At 34.0% G+C, this 23,704-nt stretch carries 19 protein-coding genes, 1 tRNA gene and 1 pseudogene; 3 read left to right on the top strand and 18 right to left on the bottom strand.

Going from position 1 to position 23,704, the window contains the following annotated elements:
• Positions 1 to 127: 127 nt before the first annotated feature.
• The 5 genes from AACL20_RS02620 to AACL20_RS02600 all read right to left on the bottom strand — a co-directional run bounded on the left by AACL20_RS02620 (position 128) and on the right by AACL20_RS02600 (position 4,826).
• Entirely contained in the window at positions 128 to 1,108 is a 981-nt protein-coding gene (locus tag AACL20_RS02620) for a quinone oxidoreductase (protein ID WP_339052532.1), read from the bottom strand.
• Between the two features lie 271 nt (positions 1,109 to 1,379).
• On the bottom strand, positions 1,380 to 1,964 hold the full coding sequence (locus AACL20_RS02615; RefSeq protein WP_339052531.1) for a YqgE/AlgH family protein: 585 nt from the start codon (positions 1,962 to 1,964) through the stop codon (positions 1,380 to 1,382).
• 5 nt (positions 1,965 to 1,969) lie between these two features.
• Positions 1,970 to 2,791 carry an oxygen-dependent coproporphyrinogen oxidase gene (gene hemF, locus AACL20_RS02610; RefSeq protein WP_339052663.1) on the bottom strand — a complete coding sequence of 274 codons (822 nt, stop codon included), beginning with the start codon at positions 2,789 to 2,791 and terminating at the stop codon, positions 1,970 to 1,972.
• 96 nt (positions 2,792 to 2,887) lie between these two features.
• The gene (gene trxB, locus AACL20_RS02605; protein WP_339052530.1) at positions 2,888 to 3,826 is read right to left on the bottom strand and encodes a thioredoxin-disulfide reductase; all 939 of its coding nucleotides are present in this window, start codon (positions 3,824 to 3,826) and stop codon (positions 2,888 to 2,890) included.
• Positions 3,827 to 4,223: 397 nt separating this feature from the next.
• Positions 4,224 to 4,826: a peroxiredoxin gene (locus AACL20_RS02600; RefSeq protein WP_339042422.1), complete on the bottom strand. Its 603-nt coding sequence runs from the start codon at positions 4,824 to 4,826 to the stop codon at positions 4,224 to 4,226.
• A 210-nt stretch (positions 4,827 to 5,036) separates the two neighbouring features.
• Between AACL20_RS02600 and AACL20_RS02595 the strand changes: the two genes are divergently transcribed.
• The 3 genes and pseudogenes from AACL20_RS02595 (at position 5,037) to AACL20_RS02585 (ending at position 8,346) form a co-directional block, all read left to right on the top strand.
• A protein-coding gene (locus AACL20_RS02595; RefSeq protein WP_339051669.1) for an IS5 family transposase occupies positions 5,037 to 5,857 on the top strand; the annotation gives its coding sequence in 2 pieces (ribosomal slippage) (positions 5,037 to 5,424 and positions 5,424 to 5,857; 822 coding nt in all).
• Between the two features lie 20 nt (positions 5,858 to 5,877).
• Positions 5,878 to 6,249: pseudogene (locus AACL20_RS02590) on the top strand (phage portal protein); the annotation flags it as partial.
• Between the two features lie 918 nt (positions 6,250 to 7,167).
• Positions 7,168 to 8,346, top strand: a complete 1,179-nt coding sequence (locus AACL20_RS02585) for a cation:dicarboxylate symporter family transporter (RefSeq protein WP_339052529.1) — start codon at positions 7,168 to 7,170, stop codon at positions 8,344 to 8,346.
• A 90-nt stretch (positions 8,347 to 8,436) separates the two neighbouring features.
• On the opposite strand, the gene AACL20_RS02580 is transcribed toward AACL20_RS02585, so the two are convergent.
• The 13 genes from AACL20_RS02580 to atpD form a co-directional block, all read right to left on the bottom strand.
• Positions 8,437 to 10,053, bottom strand: coding sequence for a CTP synthase (locus tag AACL20_RS02580; RefSeq protein ID WP_410519918.1), 1,617 nt, complete (start codon positions 10,051 to 10,053; stop codon positions 8,437 to 8,439).
• Between the two features lie 359 nt (positions 10,054 to 10,412).
• On the bottom strand, positions 10,413 to 10,952 hold the full coding sequence (locus AACL20_RS02575; RefSeq protein ID WP_339052527.1) for a rhodanese-like domain-containing protein: 540 nt from the start codon (positions 10,950 to 10,952) through the stop codon (positions 10,413 to 10,415).
• 80 nt (positions 10,953 to 11,032) lie between these two features.
• The gene (locus AACL20_RS02570; RefSeq protein ID WP_339052526.1) at positions 11,033 to 12,997 is read right to left on the bottom strand and encodes a sensor histidine kinase; all 1,965 of its coding nucleotides are present in this window, start codon (positions 12,995 to 12,997) and stop codon (positions 11,033 to 11,035) included.
• A 120-nt stretch (positions 12,998 to 13,117) separates the two neighbouring features.
• Positions 13,118 to 13,194, bottom strand: a tRNA-His gene (locus AACL20_RS02565).
• Between the two features lie 149 nt (positions 13,195 to 13,343).
• Entirely contained in the window at positions 13,344 to 14,543 is a 1,200-nt protein-coding gene (locus AACL20_RS02560) for an FAD-dependent monooxygenase (protein WP_339052525.1), read from the bottom strand.
• Positions 14,540 to 15,220, bottom strand: a complete 681-nt coding sequence (locus AACL20_RS02555) for a 7-carboxy-7-deazaguanine synthase QueE (protein WP_339052524.1) — start codon at positions 15,218 to 15,220, stop codon at positions 14,540 to 14,542. The genes AACL20_RS02560 and AACL20_RS02555 overlap by 4 nt, the downstream gene beginning before the upstream one ends.
• Before the next feature lie 478 nt (positions 15,221 to 15,698).
• Positions 15,699 to 16,145 carry a dUTP diphosphatase gene (dut, locus tag AACL20_RS02550; protein ID WP_339052523.1) on the bottom strand — a complete coding sequence of 149 codons (447 nt, stop codon included), beginning with the start codon at positions 16,143 to 16,145 and terminating at the stop codon, positions 15,699 to 15,701.
• Positions 16,146 to 16,263: 118 nt separating this feature from the next.
• Positions 16,264 to 17,148 (bottom strand): cation diffusion facilitator family transporter, encoded by an 885-nt coding sequence (locus AACL20_RS02545; protein ID WP_339052522.1) that lies wholly within the window; start codon positions 17,146 to 17,148, stop codon positions 16,264 to 16,266.
• A gap of 711 nt (positions 17,149 to 17,859) precedes the next feature.
• On the bottom strand, positions 17,860 to 18,336 hold the full coding sequence (locus AACL20_RS02540) for a hypothetical protein (protein ID WP_339052521.1): 477 nt from the start codon (positions 18,334 to 18,336) through the stop codon (positions 17,860 to 17,862).
• A 156-nt stretch (positions 18,337 to 18,492) separates the two neighbouring features.
• Positions 18,493 to 19,692 (bottom strand): glutamate--cysteine ligase, encoded by a 1,200-nt coding sequence (gene gshA, locus AACL20_RS02535; RefSeq protein WP_339052520.1) that lies wholly within the window; start codon positions 19,690 to 19,692, stop codon positions 18,493 to 18,495.
• On the bottom strand, positions 19,689 to 20,444 hold the full coding sequence (locus tag AACL20_RS02530; protein ID WP_339052519.1) for an RsmE family RNA methyltransferase: 756 nt from the start codon (positions 20,442 to 20,444) through the stop codon (positions 19,689 to 19,691). The genes gshA and AACL20_RS02530 overlap by 4 nt, the downstream gene beginning before the upstream one ends.
• A gap of 629 nt (positions 20,445 to 21,073) precedes the next feature.
• Positions 21,074 to 21,508 (bottom strand): ATP synthase F1 subunit epsilon, encoded by a 435-nt coding sequence (atpC, locus tag AACL20_RS02525; protein ID WP_339042393.1) that lies wholly within the window; start codon positions 21,506 to 21,508, stop codon positions 21,074 to 21,076.
• Entirely contained in the window at positions 21,501 to 22,928 is a 1,428-nt protein-coding gene (gene atpD, locus AACL20_RS02520; protein WP_339052518.1) for a F0F1 ATP synthase subunit beta, read from the bottom strand. Before atpD ends, atpC begins: the two co-directional genes overlap by 8 nt.
• Between the last annotated feature and the right edge of the window lie 776 nt (positions 22,929 to 23,704).

Genomic DNA, 23,704 nt, shown 5'->3' with positions numbered 1-23,704 from the left:
AATTGTGCTGTGTGAAACACTTTTTTTATAAATTATACAATTTTGTATAGGTAAAGCTGTATATTTAACCAATTGATGGTTAGCACTCCATTGAACAATAAAGGATAACTTGGAATGTACAATTGACTTATGGCTTTAAAATAATTGATCCTCTAGTATTACCAGATTCCAAAAGTTGATGAGCTTTTGCTACATCACTAAGAGAGAAAGCCTGTTCAATCTCTACTTTTAACTTGGAAGATTCTATCATTGAGAATATATCATGCGCACTCAACAATAACTCCATACGATTCGATTTATAGTGAAATATCGATGGTGCTGTGACAAAAATAGATTTATTCCTTACTTTATCCATATCTATATTGCTGACTTGTCCAGTAATATCACCGTAGCTTATCAAAACACCCATCCTCATTAAACACTCAAGTGATTTGTCAAAAACTTCTGCTCCAAGCCCATCATAAACAGCAGTTACGCCAATTCCCTTTGTTAAATCCAAAACGGACGCTACCCAATCTTCAGATTGTGTGTTAAACACTTTGTGACAACCAAACTCGAGTGCAATCTGCTTTTCTTGTTCAGATATAACTGTTCCTATGACGACTGCACCCTTCGAATTAGCAATTTGTGATAAGAGCCTACCAACTCCACCAGCTGCGCCATGTATCAAAACAGCTGTTCCTTCTTTTATTATAAATGCACGTGCTGCAAGGTAATGTGCAGTCAACCCCTTAAAAATACTAGCAGCTGCAATATCTTCTGTAATAGAATCAGGAACGGTAATTAAATACTTATGATGAATACATCGAAAATCTACATATGCACCAACTTGCGCAGTTGCATATGCAACTTTATCTCCTACTTTAAACCCATCAACATTATCACCAAGTTCTTGTATTACACCACTTGCTTCATAACCTAGTACCAAAGGTTGTTTCAATTCACCAAACGTTTTTTGCCCAGACCTCATCTGTAAATCAATACGATTAACACCTATTGCAGAGTGCTTAACAAGCACCTCACCATTCTTTGGGGTACAGGCCTTCACATCCTCTACTTGTAAGACATCTGGAGGACCATATCTATTTAATGTTACGGCTTTCGACACAAAAACTCCCTCTACATAAACAACAAAAGATATCAATACTTTATTCTGATTTCTTTGAGATAAGCTGTCAAGTCTGTACAATAAATTGTAACAATCTTGGTTGCAAGTAATTATAGTGCGTCGAAAATCCTGCAGAAAAAGTAGCAAAATTGCAAAAAATAATGCATTTTGTTAAGTAGTATTGCTAGGTATAGGACAAATTATATATCAGAAATTTTAGTATATTTTACTTTCCGCAAAATTTGACAGACAGAATCAGAGTATATAGCTACTATGCATTGCCGGAATAACAAACTAAATTGTGAAAGCTTTCAACACCAAGATCTCGCATTATAGCGCTCCATTTATCTTTTATACGCTGAGAAAACAAAAAATCCGCGGTAGTTGGAACAAGGAACCACGCATTGGATTCTACCTCAGCTTCAAGCTGCCCAGATTCCCATATAGCAACACCCTTTGCGAACAATAGCTTTTCCTGCAAATGACCTTTTGAATATTCATGTAGAAAATGTTCAAGATCAGTATATAAAGTAACTCCCTGATGTTGTCGTAATATCTTCTCTTTATGCTTATTCATACAAAGCACTACAACTTTATCTGTGTAAACAGGACCGCCGAATAGTACCGGAAACTTCTTATCAATTGAACCTTTAGATTGAATCTTAGCAAACTTTGCAAGTTCTTGTGCAGTAATTGCACCTATCTTATGGTTAATTATCACACCAATTGCACCGTCTTTGTCGTGTGCACATAAGTATACGAGCGACTTTTCAAAACAGTTATCATCTAAATTAGGAGAGGCCACAAGTAATTTACCCTCCATACAGTTAAAACCTTGCTCTGCATTATTTTCCATAAACATCAAATCCATTTTACATTTGGAGGCAAAGACATAAATATAGCATCGACATTTCCACCTGTCATTAACCCAAACCTAGTACCTCTATCATACAAAAAATTGAACTCAACATATCTTCCTCTTTTCAACAATTGCTTCTCCTTTTCTTCTATACTCCATTTTTTATGCATGTGAGATCTTACAATCTTACAAAAAACATCTCTTAATGCTACGCCAACATCTTGTGTGAAACCAAAGTCTGAATCCCAATCTCCAGAGTTTAGATTATCATAGAATATCCCACCAATTCCGCGTGGTTCATTTCTATGCTTTAAGAAAAAATATTCATCACAATACTTACTGAACTCAGGATAATAATTTATATTATATGTATCACATGCTTTTTTAAAGCTATCATGAAATGTCTTTTTATCGTCTTCATTCAGAAATGTTGGTGTTAAATCAGCTCCTCCGCCAAACCATGAACATGTTGTAACTATCATTCTAGTGTTCATGTGAACAGCTGGAACAAACGGTGAATTCATATGTGCAACTAATGAAATACCACTAGCCCAAAATTTTCTATCATCCGCTGCACCTGGGATTTCTTGTGCAAATTTTTCAGAAAATTCTCCAAAAACTGTCGATATATTAACGCCAACCTTCTCAAAAACCTCACCACGCATAATAGAGATTTCACCACCACCACCACCTTCCCTATTCCAAGTATCCATAATAAAGCTTGCAGAAGAACCATTCTCTCTTTCTATAGATTCAAATTGCATGCATATATCATTGCGCAATTCCTTAAACCAGTTAGCTGCTAAACTCTTTTTATCTTCTATATTATTGTATAGTGAGTATTTTTTCACTTATTACTCTCAAAATATATGTAGATGCTCATCTTAAAAAAAGTGAAAGAATTTGAATAATTTGACACTTTATACAATACCTATCTTAGAAAGATATTTAGCTGCATCCAGCGCTGCCATACAACCTGTTCCAGCAGCAGTAACTGCTTGCCTATAAATCTTATCTTGAACATCTCCGGCTGCGAACACTCCAGGAATATTTGTTCTAACACTTCCTTGCTCTGTTTGAATATAACCTTCAGAATCTAGAGTTAACCAATCCTTAAACATTGCTGTGTTTGGACTATGTCCTATTGCTATAAAAATTCCATCTATAGGTTTCTCTTTTATATCACCTGTTTTTAAGTTTTGCAGCACAGCAGAAACAACTCTAGTAGGATTCTCTTCACCCTTCACTTCCATCAGCACTGTATCCCAAACCATCTCCACTTTAGGATTTGATAAAAGACGTTGCTGCAATATATTCTCAGCACGCAAGCTATCTCTTCTATGCACAAGATAAACTCGCTTTGCATGGTTTGTAAGGTATAAAGCTTCCTCCACAGCTGTATTTCCACCGCCAATCACTATCACTTCTTGATTCTTATAAAAGAAGCCATCACAAGTTGCGCAACCAGAAACACCGAAGCCTTTATAACGCTCCTCACTTTCAAGGCCAAGCCATTTAGCATGAGCACCTGTACAAATTATGACAGAATCTGCTGTAAAGTTCTTGCCACTATTACAATAAATCAAAAATGGAGCTTTTGAAAAATTCACAGAAGCGACATGATCATCAACCAAATGTGTTCCTACATGTTTGGCTTGTTCTCTCATCTGCTCCATCAGCCATGGTCCTTGTATTACATCTGCAAAACCAGGATAGTTTTCTACGTCAGTAGTAATAGTTAATTGCCCACCTATTTGATTTCCAGATATTAAAATAGGAGAAAGACCAGCTCTGGCAGCATATATTGCTGCAGAATATCCAGCTGGACCAGAACCTATTATTAGAACTTTAGTATGCATATACTATATACTCCTGTTTATGCGCCAAATTAGCATGTAGTGATAAAAAATTGTTTAAATCAACACTATAAAAATCAATCTTTATGTGTGTTACCTTGAGTATATAGCAACTTTTTATTAGACCATACCTTGCAGCCAGATACTGAAGAGCGAGATATAGAAAAGCATCATTACATCTGTAGCAAAAAAGAATTAGCACTATCCTATAACTAACAGGAATGCTTCCTGATCTAAAACATGCTCTACTTCTAGCAATAGATCATTGTCCACAGAAAAGCGCTCACCATATCTATACGCTTGTATAATATGGACAGTGGATAACAGTCAACTATATAATAGTAATATAAAAGAAAAGCTAAACACAAGGTTTAACACACCACTAGACAGCATTAGAGCTTTAAAGCTGACCAGCATTATCTTTTAGATAATTTGCTATACCATCCTGAGTAGGAGTAATCGCAGGTTTTCCTTTATTCCAATTTGCAGGGCAAACCTCGCCATACTCTGAATGATGTATTAGCGCATCAATCAAACGCAACATTTCTTCTACATTTCTACCAAGTGGAAGATCATTTACTGTTTGGTGCCTTACTATGTGGTTTTCATCTATTAAAAATGTAGCCCTAAACGCAGCGCCTATTCCAGACAGTACATCGTAATCTTTTGCTATTTGTCTTGTAATATCTGCGACAAGCGGATACTTTACTTGACCTATTCCACCATTCTCTATAGGCATATTTTTGTATGCAAAATGCGAAAAATGTGAGTCTATACTAACGCCTACAAGCTTAACACCCCTCTTTTTAAATTCTTCTACCTTTTTATCAAATGCTATTATCTCAGATGGACAAACAAATGTAAAATCTAGCGGATAGAAAAACAGCAAAGATTTAGAACCCTTTGTATACTCCCTGAAACTAAAGAAATTTTCAATGCTATTATCTGACATCACAGCAGCGGCTGTGAAATCTGGTGCCTCCCTACCTACAAGAACTCCCATATTAGATACCTAATAAATTGTTATTTGCTAAAAATACAGCGCCATAAATTATAAAAAATTCTAGGTGCGCTAAATTATATATAGGGAGTGTTAAACAAAATCTCAAGACATAAAACAAGTTCACATCAAACATTAAGTACATGCTTGTATATTAGACCTCTTGCATAACCATATAAATTGATTAAAATCCTTGATTTTATCAAGGATAACATGAAGTTTGAAAACATCAAAGATGAATACGCAGAAGAGTTTCGCAGGCTTACTGGCATTAAACGAGGAACGTTTGAAGTTATACTAAGTATATTAAAAGAAGCTGAAGCTATTTTAAAGTCTCAAGGTGGAAAACCCAATAAATTGGCTTTAGAAGATCGATTACTCATGACGCTTGAGTACTTGCGTGAATACAGGACATATTTTCATATTTCCCGCAGTTATGGAATAAGTGAAAGTGCCTGTTATCGTAATATACGTTGGATTGAAGATACTCTAATTAAAGATAAACGATTTTCACTACCTGGACGTAAAGCATTACTAAAAAGCGATTCTGAATACGAACTTGTGTTAATTGATGCTACTGAAACACCGATAGAACGACCTAAAAAAAACAGAAGCACTTTTATTCGGGAAAAAAGAGGCGACATACTCTAAAAACTCAGCTTATTGTGGATAAAAGGAAAAAAGAAATCATTTGCACTAATTTTTCTAATGGCAAGCGTCATGATTTCAGGTTATTTAAAGAATCCGGAGTTCACATCCACCCTGAGATTAAAGTTCTTACAGATACTGGTTATCAAGGCATTGATAAGTTGCATTATAATTCAGAGTTACCAAAGAAAAAGACAAAAAAGCGACCACTAAGCAGGAAAGATAAAAAGAAAAATCGTCAATTGTCTAGTGAACGTGTTTTAAATGAAAACGTCATAGGCATGATCAAACGATTTAAAATTATCGCTGATCGTTATAGGAACAGAAGAAAACGATTCGGTTTAAGGTTTAATTTACTTGCTGGTATCTATAACTTTGAGCTTTAAATAGGTTATGCAAGAGGTCTATTGAATCAAAACATAGTTCATCCAGAGATATAGCGCTTGCTTTTGGAGTTCCTCCTCAATTACTTGGTATTCCAGGAGATAATACATATAGTAATTTGGTAGAAGCAAGGATAGCGCTCTGGGAACAAAATATAATACCATATGTAGAAAATACAGTAGAGCATTTAAACAGATGGTTCATGCCAATTTTTGGGAACAATTTAAAGCTATGTTATGACATAGATGCTGTAAGTGCTCTCTCAGCAAAGCGTGATGCACTATGGAATAGAATAAATAAAATAGGCTTTATGACTATAAATGAGAAACGTAATATAGTTGGCCTTCCTCCACTAAAGGGCGGAGATTATATCAAGTGTGAAACAAAAAATTAAGTCAATTTCATACTATCTAACTTGAGTGATCGATTAATTTTTCAGCAACACAAATAGATGTGTCGCAAGTAAATGTAGAGTGGATTAAACTTGCGTGCGTACGAAGTTAGACTTCAAAAAGAGTTGATAATAATATATAATGCATATTCTAAATGCGCCAATTTTTGAAATATACTGAGTATACAAGTTAATTTCTGCGCTTAATACTTTTTTACATATTTGCAAAGAAATTAATGAAGTAATATTGAATAGCAGGCTTCTTCGGACACTCCATTTTTTAGCGAGCTGCTTTGTCGATATCGTGCTCAAATTTTCATATGTATTAAATACATTCCGGTTTTGCATTTCTAAATTTCTAAGTTGCTAAATTATAAAATAATCTGTGTGTTGCATTTAGAATGAAAGCTATAGATTGCCTCTAACACTATAATGTTCTGAGAATATGCTGCGATTCTCTTACCTGATCACATTAAGCAGTACACTAACGAATTTCTAAAAACTTCGTTGTTTAAAAGCACGTGCAAGCAAAGACAAGGCTTTTGGGCACATTAAGTTATATGCTTTACATTGTGATCATCAAAACACGCTCATAAAAATACAAAATTTATCTCTTACGTCGAACTATGGTTATCTAGTATTCGTGCTACCTGTAATTGACATGATACTTTTGTTATATTAGTGTGTGTCTGGATAGTGTTAGCAAAAGTGTTGTTGTAATACACTATTGGTTCATTGTTGTCGTGTATTATGTAGATATACCGCAAATAAATGAAAAGTTGGTATTTATTATGTATATACGAAGTTAAACTGATAAAGAAATAGCAACATAAATTACCTAGAAATAGTCGGAATTATATCATTCAACTCGCTTATTTTCATTTTTAATCTCAAAGAAAGGACAAAGCAGTGCTCCGTAAAATGCCATTTGTTTTGGTGATAATCATTATATCCATTATATTTTTAAATCCTTTGATACCGCTATATTATCAACAGTTAATATACTCAGTAAGTTTATCAATAAAATCTATTATAGTATTTCTACTACCATTTATTATTTTTAGTTTATTGTTTAGAGCTGCTGTAAATTTATCGAATAATGCTACTCGTATCATTTTTATCATTTTGATAGCTGTATGCTGTTCAAATTTTTTATCAACTTTTATGAGTAAGATAGTAGGTTCTTTAGTATATCACTTTAACTTATCTATTATTTTACCAGATAATTTTGATGGAATGGTAGCAAAGCCACTCTTTAATATATCGCCGCTAATTGCTAATGACAAAGCGATGCTGCTGGGAGTCAGCTTAGGAATTTTAATAGCTAGATGCAAAGCATTTATGGCACTGATAATTTCTGAAAAATTAGAAAAGATGGTTTCTATTATACTTAAGTTATTTACTTATATGATACCAGTATTTGTTGCAGGATTTATGATAAAACTGCAAGCAGACGGAACAATGAGTACTATAATTCGTGACTATACACTAATTTTTGTCATCATTGCTATTGCCAAGTTTAGCTATATTACCATTGCCTATTATTGGCTGAATAACTTTAAAATCAGTGGTGCTATCTTTAATATTAAAAATATGCTGCCTGCTGCAATAACTGGTTTTAGCACTATGTCTAGTGCAGCTAGCATGCCTCTTGCCATCATTGGTGCTGAAAATAATGCTACTAACAAAGATCTGGCTCGCTCTGTTATTCCTGCAACAGTAAATATTCACTTAGTTGGTGATTGTTTTGCTATACCAATTTTTGCATATGCAATACTAAAGAATTACGGTATTTCGGAACCTAGTTTCACTGCATATTTAATATTTGCTTTCTATTTTATGATAGCAAAATTTTCTGTGGCTGCAATTCCAGGAGGAGGTATTATTGTAATGTTGCCAATTCTTGAAAAGTATCTTGGATTTAATGCTGATATGTTATCATTAATTACAGCTCTATATATCTTGTTTGATCCAGTTATTACTTGTGCAAATGTCTTGGGAAATGGTGCTTTTGCTAAAGGAATTGAAAGATTGATATCAAATAACAATCTAAAAAAATATTATAAACCTATTAGTCAGAGTTACAAAAGCTCTCAGTAGTCATTGCGTAATAACTCTTAAAATATAGGATTTTTCATTTTCCGCAAAAATTTATTTGCGCAGTAAGTCAATTTTTGACGGATAGACAGATCAACGTGCCTTACACGTAGCAATAAAAGATGAAAATAAAGGATGTGGATTGAATGGAGATGATTTAAATTCAGGGTGAAATTGCACACAAACAAACCATTTATGTTCTGGAATTTCTAGTACTTCTGCAAGACTATCAATCTTAGATTTTCCAGTTATTTTCATACCAAATTCCTCGAGCTTATCTATGTATTTTGGATTAATCTCATATCTATGTCTATGACGCTCAGATATCAGACTTTTACCATAAATCTGGTTAGCAATGCTTCCTTTTTCCAAAATACATTCAAATGCTCCGAGACGCATTGTGCCACCGATATTTGAAGTATGACTGCGAGTTTCTTTTCCAAGTTCTGTTTGCCACTCTGTAATCATTCCAACAACATTATTCTTGGTATCTGCAAATTCTGTAGAGTTTGCATCTGATATATTTAGTACATTTCTAGAAAATTCTATAACAGCAACTTGCATACCAACGCATATACCAAAAAGTGGAACATTATTTTCTCGAGCATACCTCACTGAATGAATTTTTCCATCTATGCCTCTTGTGCCAAAACCTCCTGGTACTAAAATACCATCAACATCTCCAAGCATATGTTTGAGATCACTAGTCACTATATTTTCAGCGTCTATCCAGACATAATCTAACTCTACAGAATTCTGAATTGCAGCGTGTTTTAATGCTTCTACAATTGACTTATAAGCATCTTGTGATTTTGTATATTTTGCTATGATTGCAATACGAACTTTGCACGTTGTATGCTTAACCTTTTCTACTAATTCTTCCCATTTTTTTATCTTGGCACCTTCAGCATTTTTTATACCAAAATGCTTTAGAACTTGAACGTCTAACCCAGCTTTATGATAAGCAATCGGGATTTCATATATTAACTTCTGATCTATAGCTTCTATCACATTTTCTTGCTTGATATTACAGAAAAGCCCTATTTTTTGTTTTACATTTTCAGTGAGATTGCGATCTGCTCTACACATTAATATATCTGGTTGAATCCCTATAGCACGAAGTTCCTTTACCGAATGCTGTGTTGGCTTTGTCTTTAATTCCATGGAAGTAGCTATGTAAGGAACAAATGTAACATGTATATAAAGAACTTGTTCTCTGCCGAACTCATATCCAATTTGTCTAGCTGCTTCTAAATATGGCTGCGCTTCTATATCACCTACTGTTCCACCTATTTCTGTAATTATAAAATCAACTGAATCATTCTCTCTCAATACAAACTTTTTTATTAAGTTTGTTACATGAGGAATAACCTGTACTGTATTACCGAGGTACTCTCCCCTTCTCTCTTCCTCAAGTAGCGTGGTGAAGATTTTTCCGCTTGTTATATTGTCATCCTTGGTTGTTATTACTTCAGCAAACCTCTCATAATGGCCAAGATCCAAATCAGTTTCTGCTCCATCATCTGTTACAAAAACCTCACCATGCTGCATGGGGTTCATAGTACCAGGATCAACGTTAAGATATGGATCCAATTTGCGTAGACTCACCGTATAATCAGAAGCTTTTAATAATGTACCAAGAACAGATGATACTATTCCTTTACCAAGTGAAGAAATAACACCGCCAGTGATAAATATGAATTTAGCCATAAACATCTTTTATGTTAGATAAAACAGCAGGTAGCGTTTCTAAAAATGACTTTATATCAAGATTATAATGAATCTATTATATACTTATCATACTTTTCAAAATTGGTGTATGTAGAGCGTTTGTTATGTATTAGTTATACATTGCATTGCACTCTTCATAGCTCTCTAATTTCGTCATGTACATGATAAATAACAACCATTCATTTGTCAGGAGTATAATGCTGATAAGTAGTTTTTAAGTAAGATAAACACATACCCTTTAAACGCTAACTGTAAAACAGCCGCGGCTATACTAACATCTATATTATGATTTATACAGAATTTTTTGCCAGTCTTCGAACGCAAAATTATATAAAATATTATTGCTTGTTCCAAGGCATTTTGTTGAGCAACTTGGAAAGGCCGCAGCATCCTGTAATTCCTGCGTATATTAAGCCAATACCAACTAGCCCTGATAGTATGTAAAAATCTTGGTGAATATATAATCCAAGTATTACTCCTAATAATATGATAGATCCTGTAATAAGCTGAGTTTGCCTATCAACTGGCAATATTTTGCAGCTTTGCTTTTTTGTGGCAAAACCTTCTCCTTTCCACGCTCCAATGCCGCCTTCTAAATAATAAATTTCGCGGTCTTGATCTTGAGCTAATAGCTTTTTACAAGCTTCTATACTTCTTGTACCAGACTCACAATGTAGAACAATAGGCTTGGAATTACTAGGTAATTTTTCAAGTGCTATTTCATCAAGCGCTATAGAACAAGCTCCTTCTATACTCTCTGATTTATTTTCACTTCGTTCTCGCACATCAATCAATAACACCTCATTTTTATCTATCTTTTCTTTTAATTCAGAAGAAGTTATCGATTTTGGTGTAATCTTTTTAGTGCTCTTTTTCATAAATACACTACCGTGTGAAATGTTGTATACATATAAAAGATATATTTGAAAAGAGTTTTGCGCAAGATATTAAAATAATATTAACCATAAGTATTGAAAGGAGTAACATGAAGGTAAAGCTCTGCACATACCCCATTTACAGTGTTACGTATAGAAAATCTTCCGCCATTATCCATAACTAGCCTTTGTACTATAGCAAGACCGAGTCCTGTTCCAGTTGTTTTTGTAGTCACATATGGTTCTGTAATACGATCAATTATTGACTTATCTATTCCAAGGCCATTGTCGCAAATACTGACTATGATGAATTTTCCTGTTTCAGTAAATTCTGCTTCACTTAGTAATATTGTAATCTCACCGCAGAACGATTTCTCTGCAGTAAGCGTCTTTACTTCTATAGACTCTGCAGCATTCTTTAGAAGGTTTGTAAGAATCTGTGATATCTGAGCTCTATCACAATATGCGACCCATTCTTTATCTTTAAAATTCATAATGTATTTAATGCTTCTAAATACATTATTTTGAGAAAATACTATATCTTTGATGATATTTGATAATTCACAGAGTGCAAATTTGGGAGCTGGTGTTCTAGCGAAATTCAAAAATTCACTAAGCATAGTTTCTATATCGCTAACGTGACGAATTATTGTATCTATATATCGTAAAAATGTTTCATTATCGTGTGATATTTGACTGCTATATTTCTTTTTCAAGCGCTCTGCAGCTAATTGTATAGGAGTGAGTGGATTCTTTACTTCGTGTGCTATACGTTTTGCAATCTCTGTCCACGCGGCTGCTTTTTGTGCCACTACGAGCTCTGTTATATCAGCCATTGTAATAATGATACTTTCTAACTTTTCTTTTGAATCTTTTACAATTCCAACTCTCAGCAAAATATTGTTAACATGCCCATATCGCCTTACTACTAAGTGTTCTTCTATATGCCCTGTACTCATGAATTTTTCACTTGATAACATCTTAGAAATTTCAGGGAAAATCTCTTCTATTTTTAGTGATAAAATGCTTTTTTCTTCATTAATTCTTAAAAGTTTATAGACAACATGGTTATAAAGCGTGATGTTATATTCAGGATTTAAGACCAGTACTCCAGATGATAGTTCTATCAATATTGTTTCTATAAAACGTCTTCTTTTATCTATGAGATTATTTGCTCTAATCAATTCAGCACGTTGCATAGAGATCTGCTCTATCATGCTATTAAAAGCTTTTGCTAGAGTTTGAATCTCTTGCAATGTTCTATTTTCTGGCACTCTAGTAGTAAAATTTCCGTCCTTTATAAGCTTAGTTGCATCTACCAATTTAATTAGTGGATTTACTATAAAATTCGAGAGTCGATTTGATATCAAAATTGCAGTTAGGCATAATATAACAGATACAACAATGAATAAAGCGATGAGTTTATTTCTCGTAAATTTAATATTTCCCCAAAGTATCGAGTATTGAGCAGCAGAATCTGAGGTTTCTTTTAGATGATTAATGATTTCAGGATCAATATACTTTCCTATCAAAAGATACGTTCCTTCTATGAAATGTGGCAAGCGCATTATAGCGCGTACTCTATCATCGGTACCACTTTTTAACAGAACAGCTTCCATGCTATCATCTGCTGCTTGTATGTCTTGCATTGGAACTTTTTCAAATATCAGTGAAAAACCTAGAGTATTACGCGCTATTACTTTTTCTCTATTAAAAATGGCAACTTCAGATAAATTTAGTAAGTTACTCTGTTTATCTAGTAGAAGTGGTAATAATGCAGGATTTTCCAATACTATTTGACGATTTTTTTCTAAAATATTGGCTGTAGAGTATATATCTGTCTTGATATTATCTTTATGCTCTTCAAGGTAAAGATGTGCAACATTTACAGTCTCTGATATTGCTTTGCTAACTTTTTCATTAAAAAAAGATTCGACACCTAAATAATAATAGAAAGAGGCAAGTACGGCTACCAGAATCGTAGGAGCAGCAGTCGCAACAATTACGACTATTAATGAGATTTGGCGTTTTAAGGTTAGCTCAATCATCTACTATTCAACGATATTTTACGAGAACCCGCTAGTACAAAGATATTCAAGATTAGCAAGCAAACTGTGAATAAGTTGCTGCTTAATGCTTCTGCAAATGAGTATGAAAACAACAGGGAATGGGGCGAGCAACGGAGATCGAATCCGCGACCTCAAGTACCACAAACTTGCGCTCTAACCAACTGAGCTATGCCCGCCACAAACTAAACATATGATGCGCAAACTTTATACACAAGCTATATCAAGTGGTAGATTATATCAAAATAATTCCTTGGTTTCAAGAGGATACTTTAACGACAGATAGACTTTCAAAAGCATAACGAATATACAAATGTTTCTTCACTGATTAGTTAAGCCCATACGTTGCATATCTTAAAAATACTGACCGTACTAAAGAAATATTATTAACAACGCTCATACAAATTTTTCTAGCCATTTTTAGTGAAGCAATATCATTTGAAAAAATATTATTTAAGAAATCAGTCGCAAACATCATCAAGAATACATCGCTTTTTCTTTCTGCTTCATATCTAGAGAAAGCATCAAATGCTACAGCATCTAGCCCAACTCTAAAATTCTGTAGTATAATATCACAAAGCACCGCAGCATCACGCAAGCCTAGATTCAAGCCTTGCCCAGCAAGTGGGTGTATAGTATGAAGTGCATCTCCAACAAAAACTATATTTCCATCATAGTAATCCTCTGCTTTTTGCAATGATAGTGGAAAAGATTTTATACGCGAATCCAACTTTAATTCTCCAAACTCTGGAACCTTAGCACTTAATAATTCTATTATAGAATTTTTCGACAGCGACAAGACAGCGCTGGCCGCACCTTCAGATAAAGTCCAAACAATAGAAGAGCTGTGCTCGCCAACTTTTGGCAATATGGCAAGTGGACCACTTGAAAAAAACTTCTCAACTGCAATACCACAGTGACTATGCTTATGCAGAATATCAAATACTATAGCTGATTGTTCATACGACTTTCTATGAGTCTTTAGCTTCAGCATTTTTCTAATAGAGGAACACTTTCCATCAGTCGCTATAACACATGACGCACGCAATACACTTTTACTATTATTTCTGATATCATTTAAAGAACAAGAAACAATACCATAATCATCTTCTACAATATCAACCAACTTTGTTGAATCTAATAACAGAACATTCTCAAAAATTCTCACTCTCTTCAATAATGCGCTCATCAAGTCATGTTCCTGCACCATACAGCCGAAATAATCTAACCCTAAGTCACCTGGATTGAACTCAACTTTACTATTACCATCAAAAACCTGTATTCCATTTATGGTCTGTACACAAAGATCTTTTAAATCAATCACATGGAAACGTTTCAGTATCTCAAGTGATCCAAATGAAATAGCAAATAACCTGCCAGTTTCGTCTTCTTCAAGTTTTTTGGAAAACTTATTACTCTCAACAATGCATATCTTTCGACCGCTTGGCGCAAGCATTAAAGCCAAAACTAGCCCTAAATATCCACCACCTATTATTGCAACGTCAAATAAATCATCATAATATCTCATTCCATACCCACAATTTTATGCAACTGCATAGAGAACATTGCATTATTTTTCATAGCAATTTCAATAGCAAGATTTATATTAGAACGATTTTTTTCCTCATCATACTCGTCCATAGGCTGAACATAAACTGGAACTCCTATTTCACTCTGCCCTACTTCTGCTATATTACTATAACCTTCCAATGAGCTTGACACTATAAACTTGATACCAACTGTGTGTCTTAGTACATCGTCTCTTATTTTATAGTAACCATTTCCATTATTCTTTGGAGAGCAAATAACATGCACTTCATTTGGAATCTCATTGTATAAAAGTCCATTAGTTTCAATATGTACTTCAAAGTTTGATTTTATTAAAAGATCACATAGCATACCTATACGCTGTCTAAACGGTTCTCCACCTGTAATGACAATCAACATTCTTTTGTTCAGGTTTCTATTTGATACTCTGCAGACATCACGAACTCTATCTAATATTTGCTCTAACTCAAGGCTCTCATACAAATCAAATTCCGTATCACAAAATGAGCACGCAAGGTTACAACCTGATAACCTTATAAAAACAGCAGGTCTTCCAGAATATGGTCCTTCTCCTTGAATTGTGTAAAAGATTGAATGTACCTTTAACACTTTACCATCGAAAAACTCCGGAGGAAGCTTAGGATTTCTTCCAAACATATCAATAAATTCCTCATATCAAATTTCATCATGAAAAATGTAGGACACCATCATCTAATAACGCATTACAAATGCTTAACAGACGGAATTAAAAATTGCATAAGCCGCTGTATATCATAACACAAATATAACAACTACCTTTAAACTGATCTATATGTATAGCAGAGCATACCAGGTATTTTCTAAACAATTTCAACATGTTTACAATAAAAAAAATTCTAATATTATTTTATATTGATAACAGCAAACCTAGATCTCTCTGAATAAATCAAAAATAAAATTATATATGTATATAATCGCTATATTTTAAAAACTTGCGCTTTTAAAATGCTACTTATGTATTTTATATATACATCGCCACTCTTCCTAACTTTTTTTGAAGTCTAATACTAAACAGCATATATGTGCACAAGCTAAAGACTAACTCTTCATTCGTCAGAAGTATATTCTGTTAAGTGAGTCTTTATTAGCAACTCTACTATTGACCTGTAGAACCAAACCCAGAAACACCACGACCTGTTGTCGGAAGTTCATCGACAATATTCCATGATATATGTTCATATTTAGAAATGATCATCTGCGCAATGCGCATACCGCGTGTTACAACAAAATCTTCTGCACCTAAATTGATCAGGATAACTGCTATCTCACCACGATAATCTGCATCTATAGTTCCTGGTGTATTTAGTACAGTAACACCATGCTTTACTGCAAGCCCTGATCTTGGACGCACCTGAGCCTCATATCCTTCTGGCAACGCAATAGCAATTCCAGTCTTGATCAGCGCTCTTTCCATCGGCTTAATAGTTACTAACTCCTCATTATTAAGCGCAGCCATAAGATCTAAACCAGCACTTTGCAAAGTTGCATATGTAGGCATAGGCAAATCGCCTAAATTATCAAGCTTTTTAATATGTATTCTCATCTTTTTTAAATTTATAAATAATTAATATTCTCAAAATCCTATCCAAACTATAAATAGCCAGTCCTTCAGAATGCAACTCATATATAGCTTAAAATTTATGACAAAAAGAACAGAAGAGTTAACAGCAGCTAGTTTCACAATTATTTTTAAAGCTTTGCAACTCTATCTGTATAGTAACATGCGAAATCGGGAATCTAGTTTTTATTTCCTTTTCAATTTTTCTAACAAAAGTCTCTTGAAATGCTTCCTTAGTCACAACTAAATGAACCGATAATGCTGTTTCTGTCGTACTAATCGGCCAAATATGTAGATCATGAACTCCTATCAATTCTTTATGCTTAGAAATGACAGCATTCAGCTTCTCTAAATCAACTGAAGCCGGTGTTGCAAGCAACATGAGATTAATAGACTCTTTAATCAAACCCCATGAACCAAATGTAATAACAAAAGCAATGATAAAACTTACTACTGTATCAATCCAAAACCATGATTTCCATAAAATGAAAAGACCAGTCACAATTACACCAATAGAAACAAAAGCGTCAAACAACATATGCAAAAACGCCCCACGGATATTAATATCATTGTGGCTATCATGTACAAAAAAATATGCAGTCAAGCCATTGACCACAACCCCAACAAATGCAACCAATATTACTGTAATAGAAGATATAGGTTGATAAACATTAACACGCTGCACTGCTTCCAATACAATTCCAAGAACAGCTAAGAGTAACAGTATAGCGTTAACAAATGCTGCAATTATAGTAGCATTTTTATATCCATAAGTGAATTTCTTTGGCGCTTTTCTATGCGCAATCCAATAACCAAACCATGCTATTAATAAACCAAATACATCTCCTGCATTATGCACAGCGTCTGCAACTAGAGCTAAAGAGTTGGACTGCAAACCATAAAATATTTCTGCAATAATAATGATAGAGTTGAGAAATATAGCAGCAACGAATTTTTTATTAATATTACTATTACAAGCGTGAGCCATATATTGTCACTATAGTATCAATCAAATTTTTACTCCTTATCTAGCAAAAATTACTAATCTTTGAAAAACTTTCTTCTAGTTAATTTGCAATAGATCTATGGCATAAAATAGAGCACAGATTTTCCAAGATAACAATTAGATTATGATAGAGATTACATATTATTAGAAGTTACTCAAAATAACGAACATTAATATCGGATTTAATTTAACTAATATCAGACTAATTATCAAGATTGTAAAACCATTTCTTCTATGCTAAGCAATTTTTGCAGAATTACTGTGCTACGAATAATAGATGTATTGTACTATTTCTCATATATTTCTAACTATGGCACTGTCGGTAAAGTCATTATTGGACCTTTTTTGCCTGATTTTTTAGAGTATAGCTAAAGCAGCATAAAAAATCATGCCAAACTTGATCTTTTTGATAAATCTTAAGTTAGTTTTTCGCCTGAAATAGCGGTTATATTACAGATTACAAACGAATAAAAATTCATTCTAAATACTCGCTTGCCATACTTACTTTATAGTACTTTAGCTATATCACAGGGAAATGAAGAGTTTGTATTTCGGATTTTGATATGAATCTATATTCTTAACCAGAATTATGGATTAGCAATATGGTATGTATTAGTAATATAGGGCTTATATACATAATAAGCAGCCTCTCTGAGAGGTACAAATTTTTAAAAGTATTACAAGTATATATCATCAAGATCTTTTCATACCTTCTCCCTTGCCCTGCTGCTCTTCCTGCAATACTCTTTTCGTATGAACACCTAATTCTTCTCTTTTTGTACCGCTATCTAATTCTTTTTTCCCAACATCCAAGTCTTTTCTTGGCTCAAGTCCAAATAGTTTAAAAATAGCATCCATCAACTTATCAAACCAATTTGGAGAGTTAATATTTTCTTTAGCATCTTCTATAATTTTATCAAGACCAGACTTCAGTCTCTTATCGGTACCAGCATTCAATCTATCTATATCTCTTTGGAACTTTTCCATACCAAGCTCGACTTTGCTTTTGCTTGCTTTGCCTTCAACCTCATCATCTATATCGATAGACATAAATGTTGCATAAACTTCATTTAGAAACTCAGTTCTATCACTAGAAGTTTTTCCCTCCATTTTCTTCCATTGCTCTTCGAATTCTTCAATCCGGTCTCGCACTTTGTTTGCATTTTTCATAAAATTTTTATGAGAATTATTATACTATATTCTCTTATGCAATTTAGAATGAATAAGATATGTATAGATCGTATACATATACAGAGAGATTGCAATATATTTTTAATATGCCGCATTGAAATGCTCTGGTATATTAAACAAACAATACTGCTGCGACTACAAAAACTCATATAAAACTGCTAACACTGCAAGCTTTGCAACAACAGCTTGTACATGATATAGCGGCATCAGATTTTTCAAATCAAATGCATTTTCAAACTTCATACCTGTAGAATTTAGATTTGATAGATTATTCTTCTTCGTATTATATCGAACTATGGTACTAATTATATTACCATTTGCAAAATAGAACATACTTTCAGCAGCAAAGTCTTGAAATGTAAATGCTGTTTTTACACCTTCTTGAAGTAAAACTGCTTCATTTTTTACACCATCCTTTATAACGAACATACTGTTTCGCATTTTTTTGTTAAAGAACAAATCGCTATTTATTTCCTCTGTGTTTGTAATACCCATACCAAATGTACCATTATCTGCTTTAATAAATACATAAGGCTTCTCATCCAGAGATCTATCGTCATAACCTTTGCGTATTTTGTCTAACATTCCAGATATCAATGCACGCAACCTATCAATACTATTCTGATCCTTAAAATTTATATCATTACAATCTGCCACTTCAGTTGTAATTAACCAAGGGTCAAAATTAAAATGTTTACAAAATTCACTTGCAATATTGTAATAACACCTCATATGATGAGACTTACGCCTCAAATACCACCCTCGATTTAATGATGGAACAATGGGTTTTTTAATATCTTTTAATATGTCAGGAATTCCAGAGGTTAAATCATTATTCAAGATAATAACATCTGGAGAATAAGAATCAGACTCTATAAAAATATCTCTATGTTCTTTTACTATCTTCTCTATATGTAAATCAGCATTTTTATATACTATATCACTTGATCCAACCCTTATATCAAATTTTGCTTTTTTAAATATATCAACAAGAACAGAGACGTTTTTAAGATAATGCAAATTCCTATTAAAACCTTCTGGGATTAATAGCAACTTCGAAGATCCCGGAAAATTGGCATCAATAAAATGGCGAAACTTTGTTGCTACATCTGATATTTCACGTTTATCTAATAAATGAAAACCAGCAGGAAATATATTTGTATCTACTGGAGCAATTTTAAAACCTGAGCATCTTATATCAACTGAATTATAAATCTCATACTTTTGCTTTCCTGCTCTTGTCCTTATCCAAGAATCTATGGAAGCAGACTCCAATTTGCAGAATTCGTCAAGCTCAAGTAAAGATTTTGTAATACTGCCAATTTCTTTTATCATGCATTCCACCTTTCTAGTAACGATTGATATATCGCAATACCAGCTATGATAGCAGTTTCAGAGCGCATTATATGCACGCCAAAGGTCGTAGGAATCACACCTGGAAAAGATTCTATATATACCTTTTCTTCACTTGTAAATCCACCTTCAGGACCTATAAGTATGGCATTATTTTTATAAAGTTTTGGCAGATTTAACAAAACATCTTTTATGCTGCGTGCCTCTGAACGCTCACTAAAAAAAATTATTCCATCGTATTTAGGAGAATGGTGTTGAAAAAAAATTGCTAAATCCATCATAGGATGTATAACTGGCAATAAAACACTCTCGGATTGTTCAGCAGCCTCTATTGAGGTTTTAATCATCTTATCTATACTTAATTTACGCACAACACTTCGCGCTGTGAGCACTGGATATATCTCGCTTACTCCCATCTCGGTTGCTTTCTCTACTATAAAGCTAGGCATAACACGTCGTACCGGAGCAAAAACTAGCGCCAGTGGTTGAACAGGTGTCTGATTTAACTTTTTATCTATTAAATTAAGCCAAACAGTATTTTTTGCTTCAATTTTGATATTTGCATTCCATTCTCCATCTCTGCCATTAAACACAGATATACTATCACCACTTCTGCACCTCATAACATTCAATAAATAATGTGACTGCTGAGCTTGCAACAAAATATTTATATCTGATAACAAGTCACAATCAACAAATAATCTAATATTTCTGTTAGAATACCTCTTTGGCACTTTATGCATTGGATCTATTTATCAAAAGTTGATAGCTATGACACTCATTAAGCGCAAAAACATTTATTATACATTTCCTAGCTCTTTTTGAAGTCTAACTTCATATGTGCATAATTCAAAAATAGCAACTCTGCATTTACCTGCGGCATACTACTAGCACTATCACTCAAAGCTTTCATGACAGTCTATTCCAGCGGCCAATTGCTTTGTGACTGTGTTGGATTCATATACACCGGGCTCTTGTATGTTCCTTGCACTTACCTCACTAAGCACTGCCGGCAAAGCCACTTGTGCAGTTTTGCCTGATTTTCAAGTATTACTTTGTTAAATTCCTAGCAAATATATATAATATTTTAATATTTGACTCAGAAATTTACTTGTACTATAAAAATCATGCAATTAAAATCTTCGCGCGTACAATTATACAAGCAGTGTCTAAAATAAGTTTAAAGAATAGATCCATTTACACACACAAGTCAAATGCTAGCATTACTTCTTCTAATAATGCATGTAATCAATTCAACTATAAAAGCATAATTTTTTATCTCGATGATATATTGTCGTAGTAGTATTATTTCTTAGATAATTCCCTATCTATCAACTGAAGTCCATATATCGCAAATTATAATCTATTTTGCCACTGCTCCACACTTATCCACGGCAACAGAATAAAAAGTTTTTCTGTTATTTAAGAACTCCACTTCAGAATCAGTCAATGCACATCTAGATTTAAACAATGAATCTATATTATCTAGCTCTTTTGTTATAACACCTTGCTCAAAGCCATCTACAGCTACCGCATCATCGACACAAAGAGTACAGATATTAGACTGCACATGCAAATGACCATCAGATATATAAAATTTTGAGATTGTAGAGTCTAAATGGTGAATATAAACAGCACCAACTTTTAGTTCTGCTATAAAATTCTCATGCCTTGCCATTACACCAAGCTCTCCATAACGCCCAGGTAAAATAACCATGTGAACCTCTCCCTCGAAAACCGCATGGTCTATACAAAGTATTTTTAGTATAAGATTGTATTGATTGTTATCATCACGCATCCTTTGCCTCAGATTGTAATTTGCTTGCCTTATCAACAGCCTCATCTATACTGCCAACCATGTAAAATGCGGCTTCTGGAAGGTTGTCATACTCTCCGGCAACAAGACCTTTAAAACCGTGTATAGTATCTTCAAGAGAAACTAACTTTCCTGGCGTACCTGTAAAAACTTCCGCAACTTGGAATGGTTGCGATAGAAATCTTTGTATTTTTCTTGCTCTATTCACAGTCAATTTATCTTCTTCTGACAACTCGTCCATACCAAGAATTGCAATTATATCCTGCAGTGACTTATAGGTTTGCAGAATCTTTTGAACATCTCTTGCGACTTTATAATGCTCTTCACCTACAATTTCTGGAGTCATCATCTGAGAAGAACTATCAAGCGGGTCAACTGCTGGATATATTCCAAGCTCTGCAATTTGTCTGTTCAGTACTGTAGTAGCATCCAGGTGTGCAAATGACGCAGCAGGCGCAGGATCTGTTAAGTCGTCCGCTGGGACATATATAGCTTGAACAGAAGTAATTGAGCCCTTTTTAGTAGATGTTATACGCTCCTGAAGAGCACCCATTTCTGTTGCGAGTGTAGGCTGATAACCAACAGCAGAAGGAATCCTTCCAAGTAATGCTGAAACTTCTGAACCAGCCTGTGTAAACCTAAATATGTTATCTATAAAAAATAGAACATCTTGTCCCTCAGCATCTCGAAAATGTTCAGCTATTGTAAGTCCAGAAAGCGCTATTCTCGCTCTTGCACCAGGAGGTTCATTCATCTGACCATAAACAAGAGCAACTTTAGAATTTTCAAGCTTAGCTAAGTCTATCACCTTAGAATCCACCATTTCATGATATAAATCATTGCCCTCTCTGGTACGCTCCCCTACCCCAGCAAAAACTGAAAAACCACCATGGGCCTTTGCTACGTTATTAATTAGCTCCATAATTAGAACTGTTTTTCCAACACCAGCACCACCAAATAACCCTATTTTCCCACCTTTTGCATAAGGCGCCAACAAATCAATTACTTTAATTCCCGTAACTAAGACCTCAGAGGCAGTTGCTTGATCTTCAATACTTGGTGCAGCTCTATGTATAGGCCTTCTTTCCTGAACGTTCAGATCACTAATTCCATCGACTGGCTCACCTATAACATTTAAAATACGTCCCAAGGTCGCTCTGCCAACTGGAACTGAAATCATATCACCTGTATCAACTACAGCAACTCCTCTCTGCAACCCATCAGTACTATCCATTGCTATAGCACGAACAACATTTTCACCCAAATGCTGCGCAACTTCTAAAACGACTTTTCTATCACCGATCATACAAGTTAATGCATTCAGTATTGGAGGTACAAAATCAACAAATTTAATATCTACTACCGCACCTATTACTTGAATTACAGAACCTTGATTTAGCATACTTACCTTTAAATATTTTTAGATTTGCTAGTTTTTTAAGCATTCAACTCTAATTTTGCATGACCACTAATAATTTAAATAAATGGACATTTTTTATACGTCATCTTAACTTACCTTGAACAATAACTCTGTTAACAAAGTCATTGTTCAAACCTTTGTTTCCTAATTTGCCATATTACTTCGTTAATTTTTTCGCAAATATATAAAATATTTAGATGCAGAAATTAACTTATATTCTAAAAGCCTTCACGCGTGCACTTTGCGTGAGATACCAAATACGTAAAAAACAAAAGCGTATAGCTTTAAAGTATACAAATTTTAAACAGTCTGTCTGTCAAAAATCAATTTGCTTCACAAATAAATTTTTGCGGAAAGTTAATATGCAAAAATTAGCTTTTAGAACTGCCCTGCGCTAATTTTTGGCTATATAAAATACTACTTAACAAAATCCATAAGGTTTTGGCAATTTTGCCACTTTTTCTACTGGACTTTCGGTGCAGCATAATTACTTGCAAGCCAAGATAAATCCTCTAGCTTCTTAGAGTTATTACGCATGCGACTAGACAATCCACTAAATAAAGCAGCTCATGGCTTATATTCATAGAAAAATGCCAGGAACAACTATTTATTATCACAACCTGCTATATTTGCAAGCATAACTATATAACTTGCTATTAATTCTTATATTATAATCATGAACTAGGATGTATTGATATATTGAAATACAATACCAATATGCTAATTTGTGAAAGAAATAAGTAAAAAATATAATGTAT

The organism is Candidatus Lariskella endosymbiont of Epinotia ramella, assembly GCF_964019805.1.
GTDB lineage: Bacteria > Pseudomonadota > Alphaproteobacteria > Rickettsiales > Midichloriaceae > Lariskella.
Note: the sequence above shows the minus strand (reverse complement) of the source record. Positions and strands in the feature narration are given on the sequence as shown.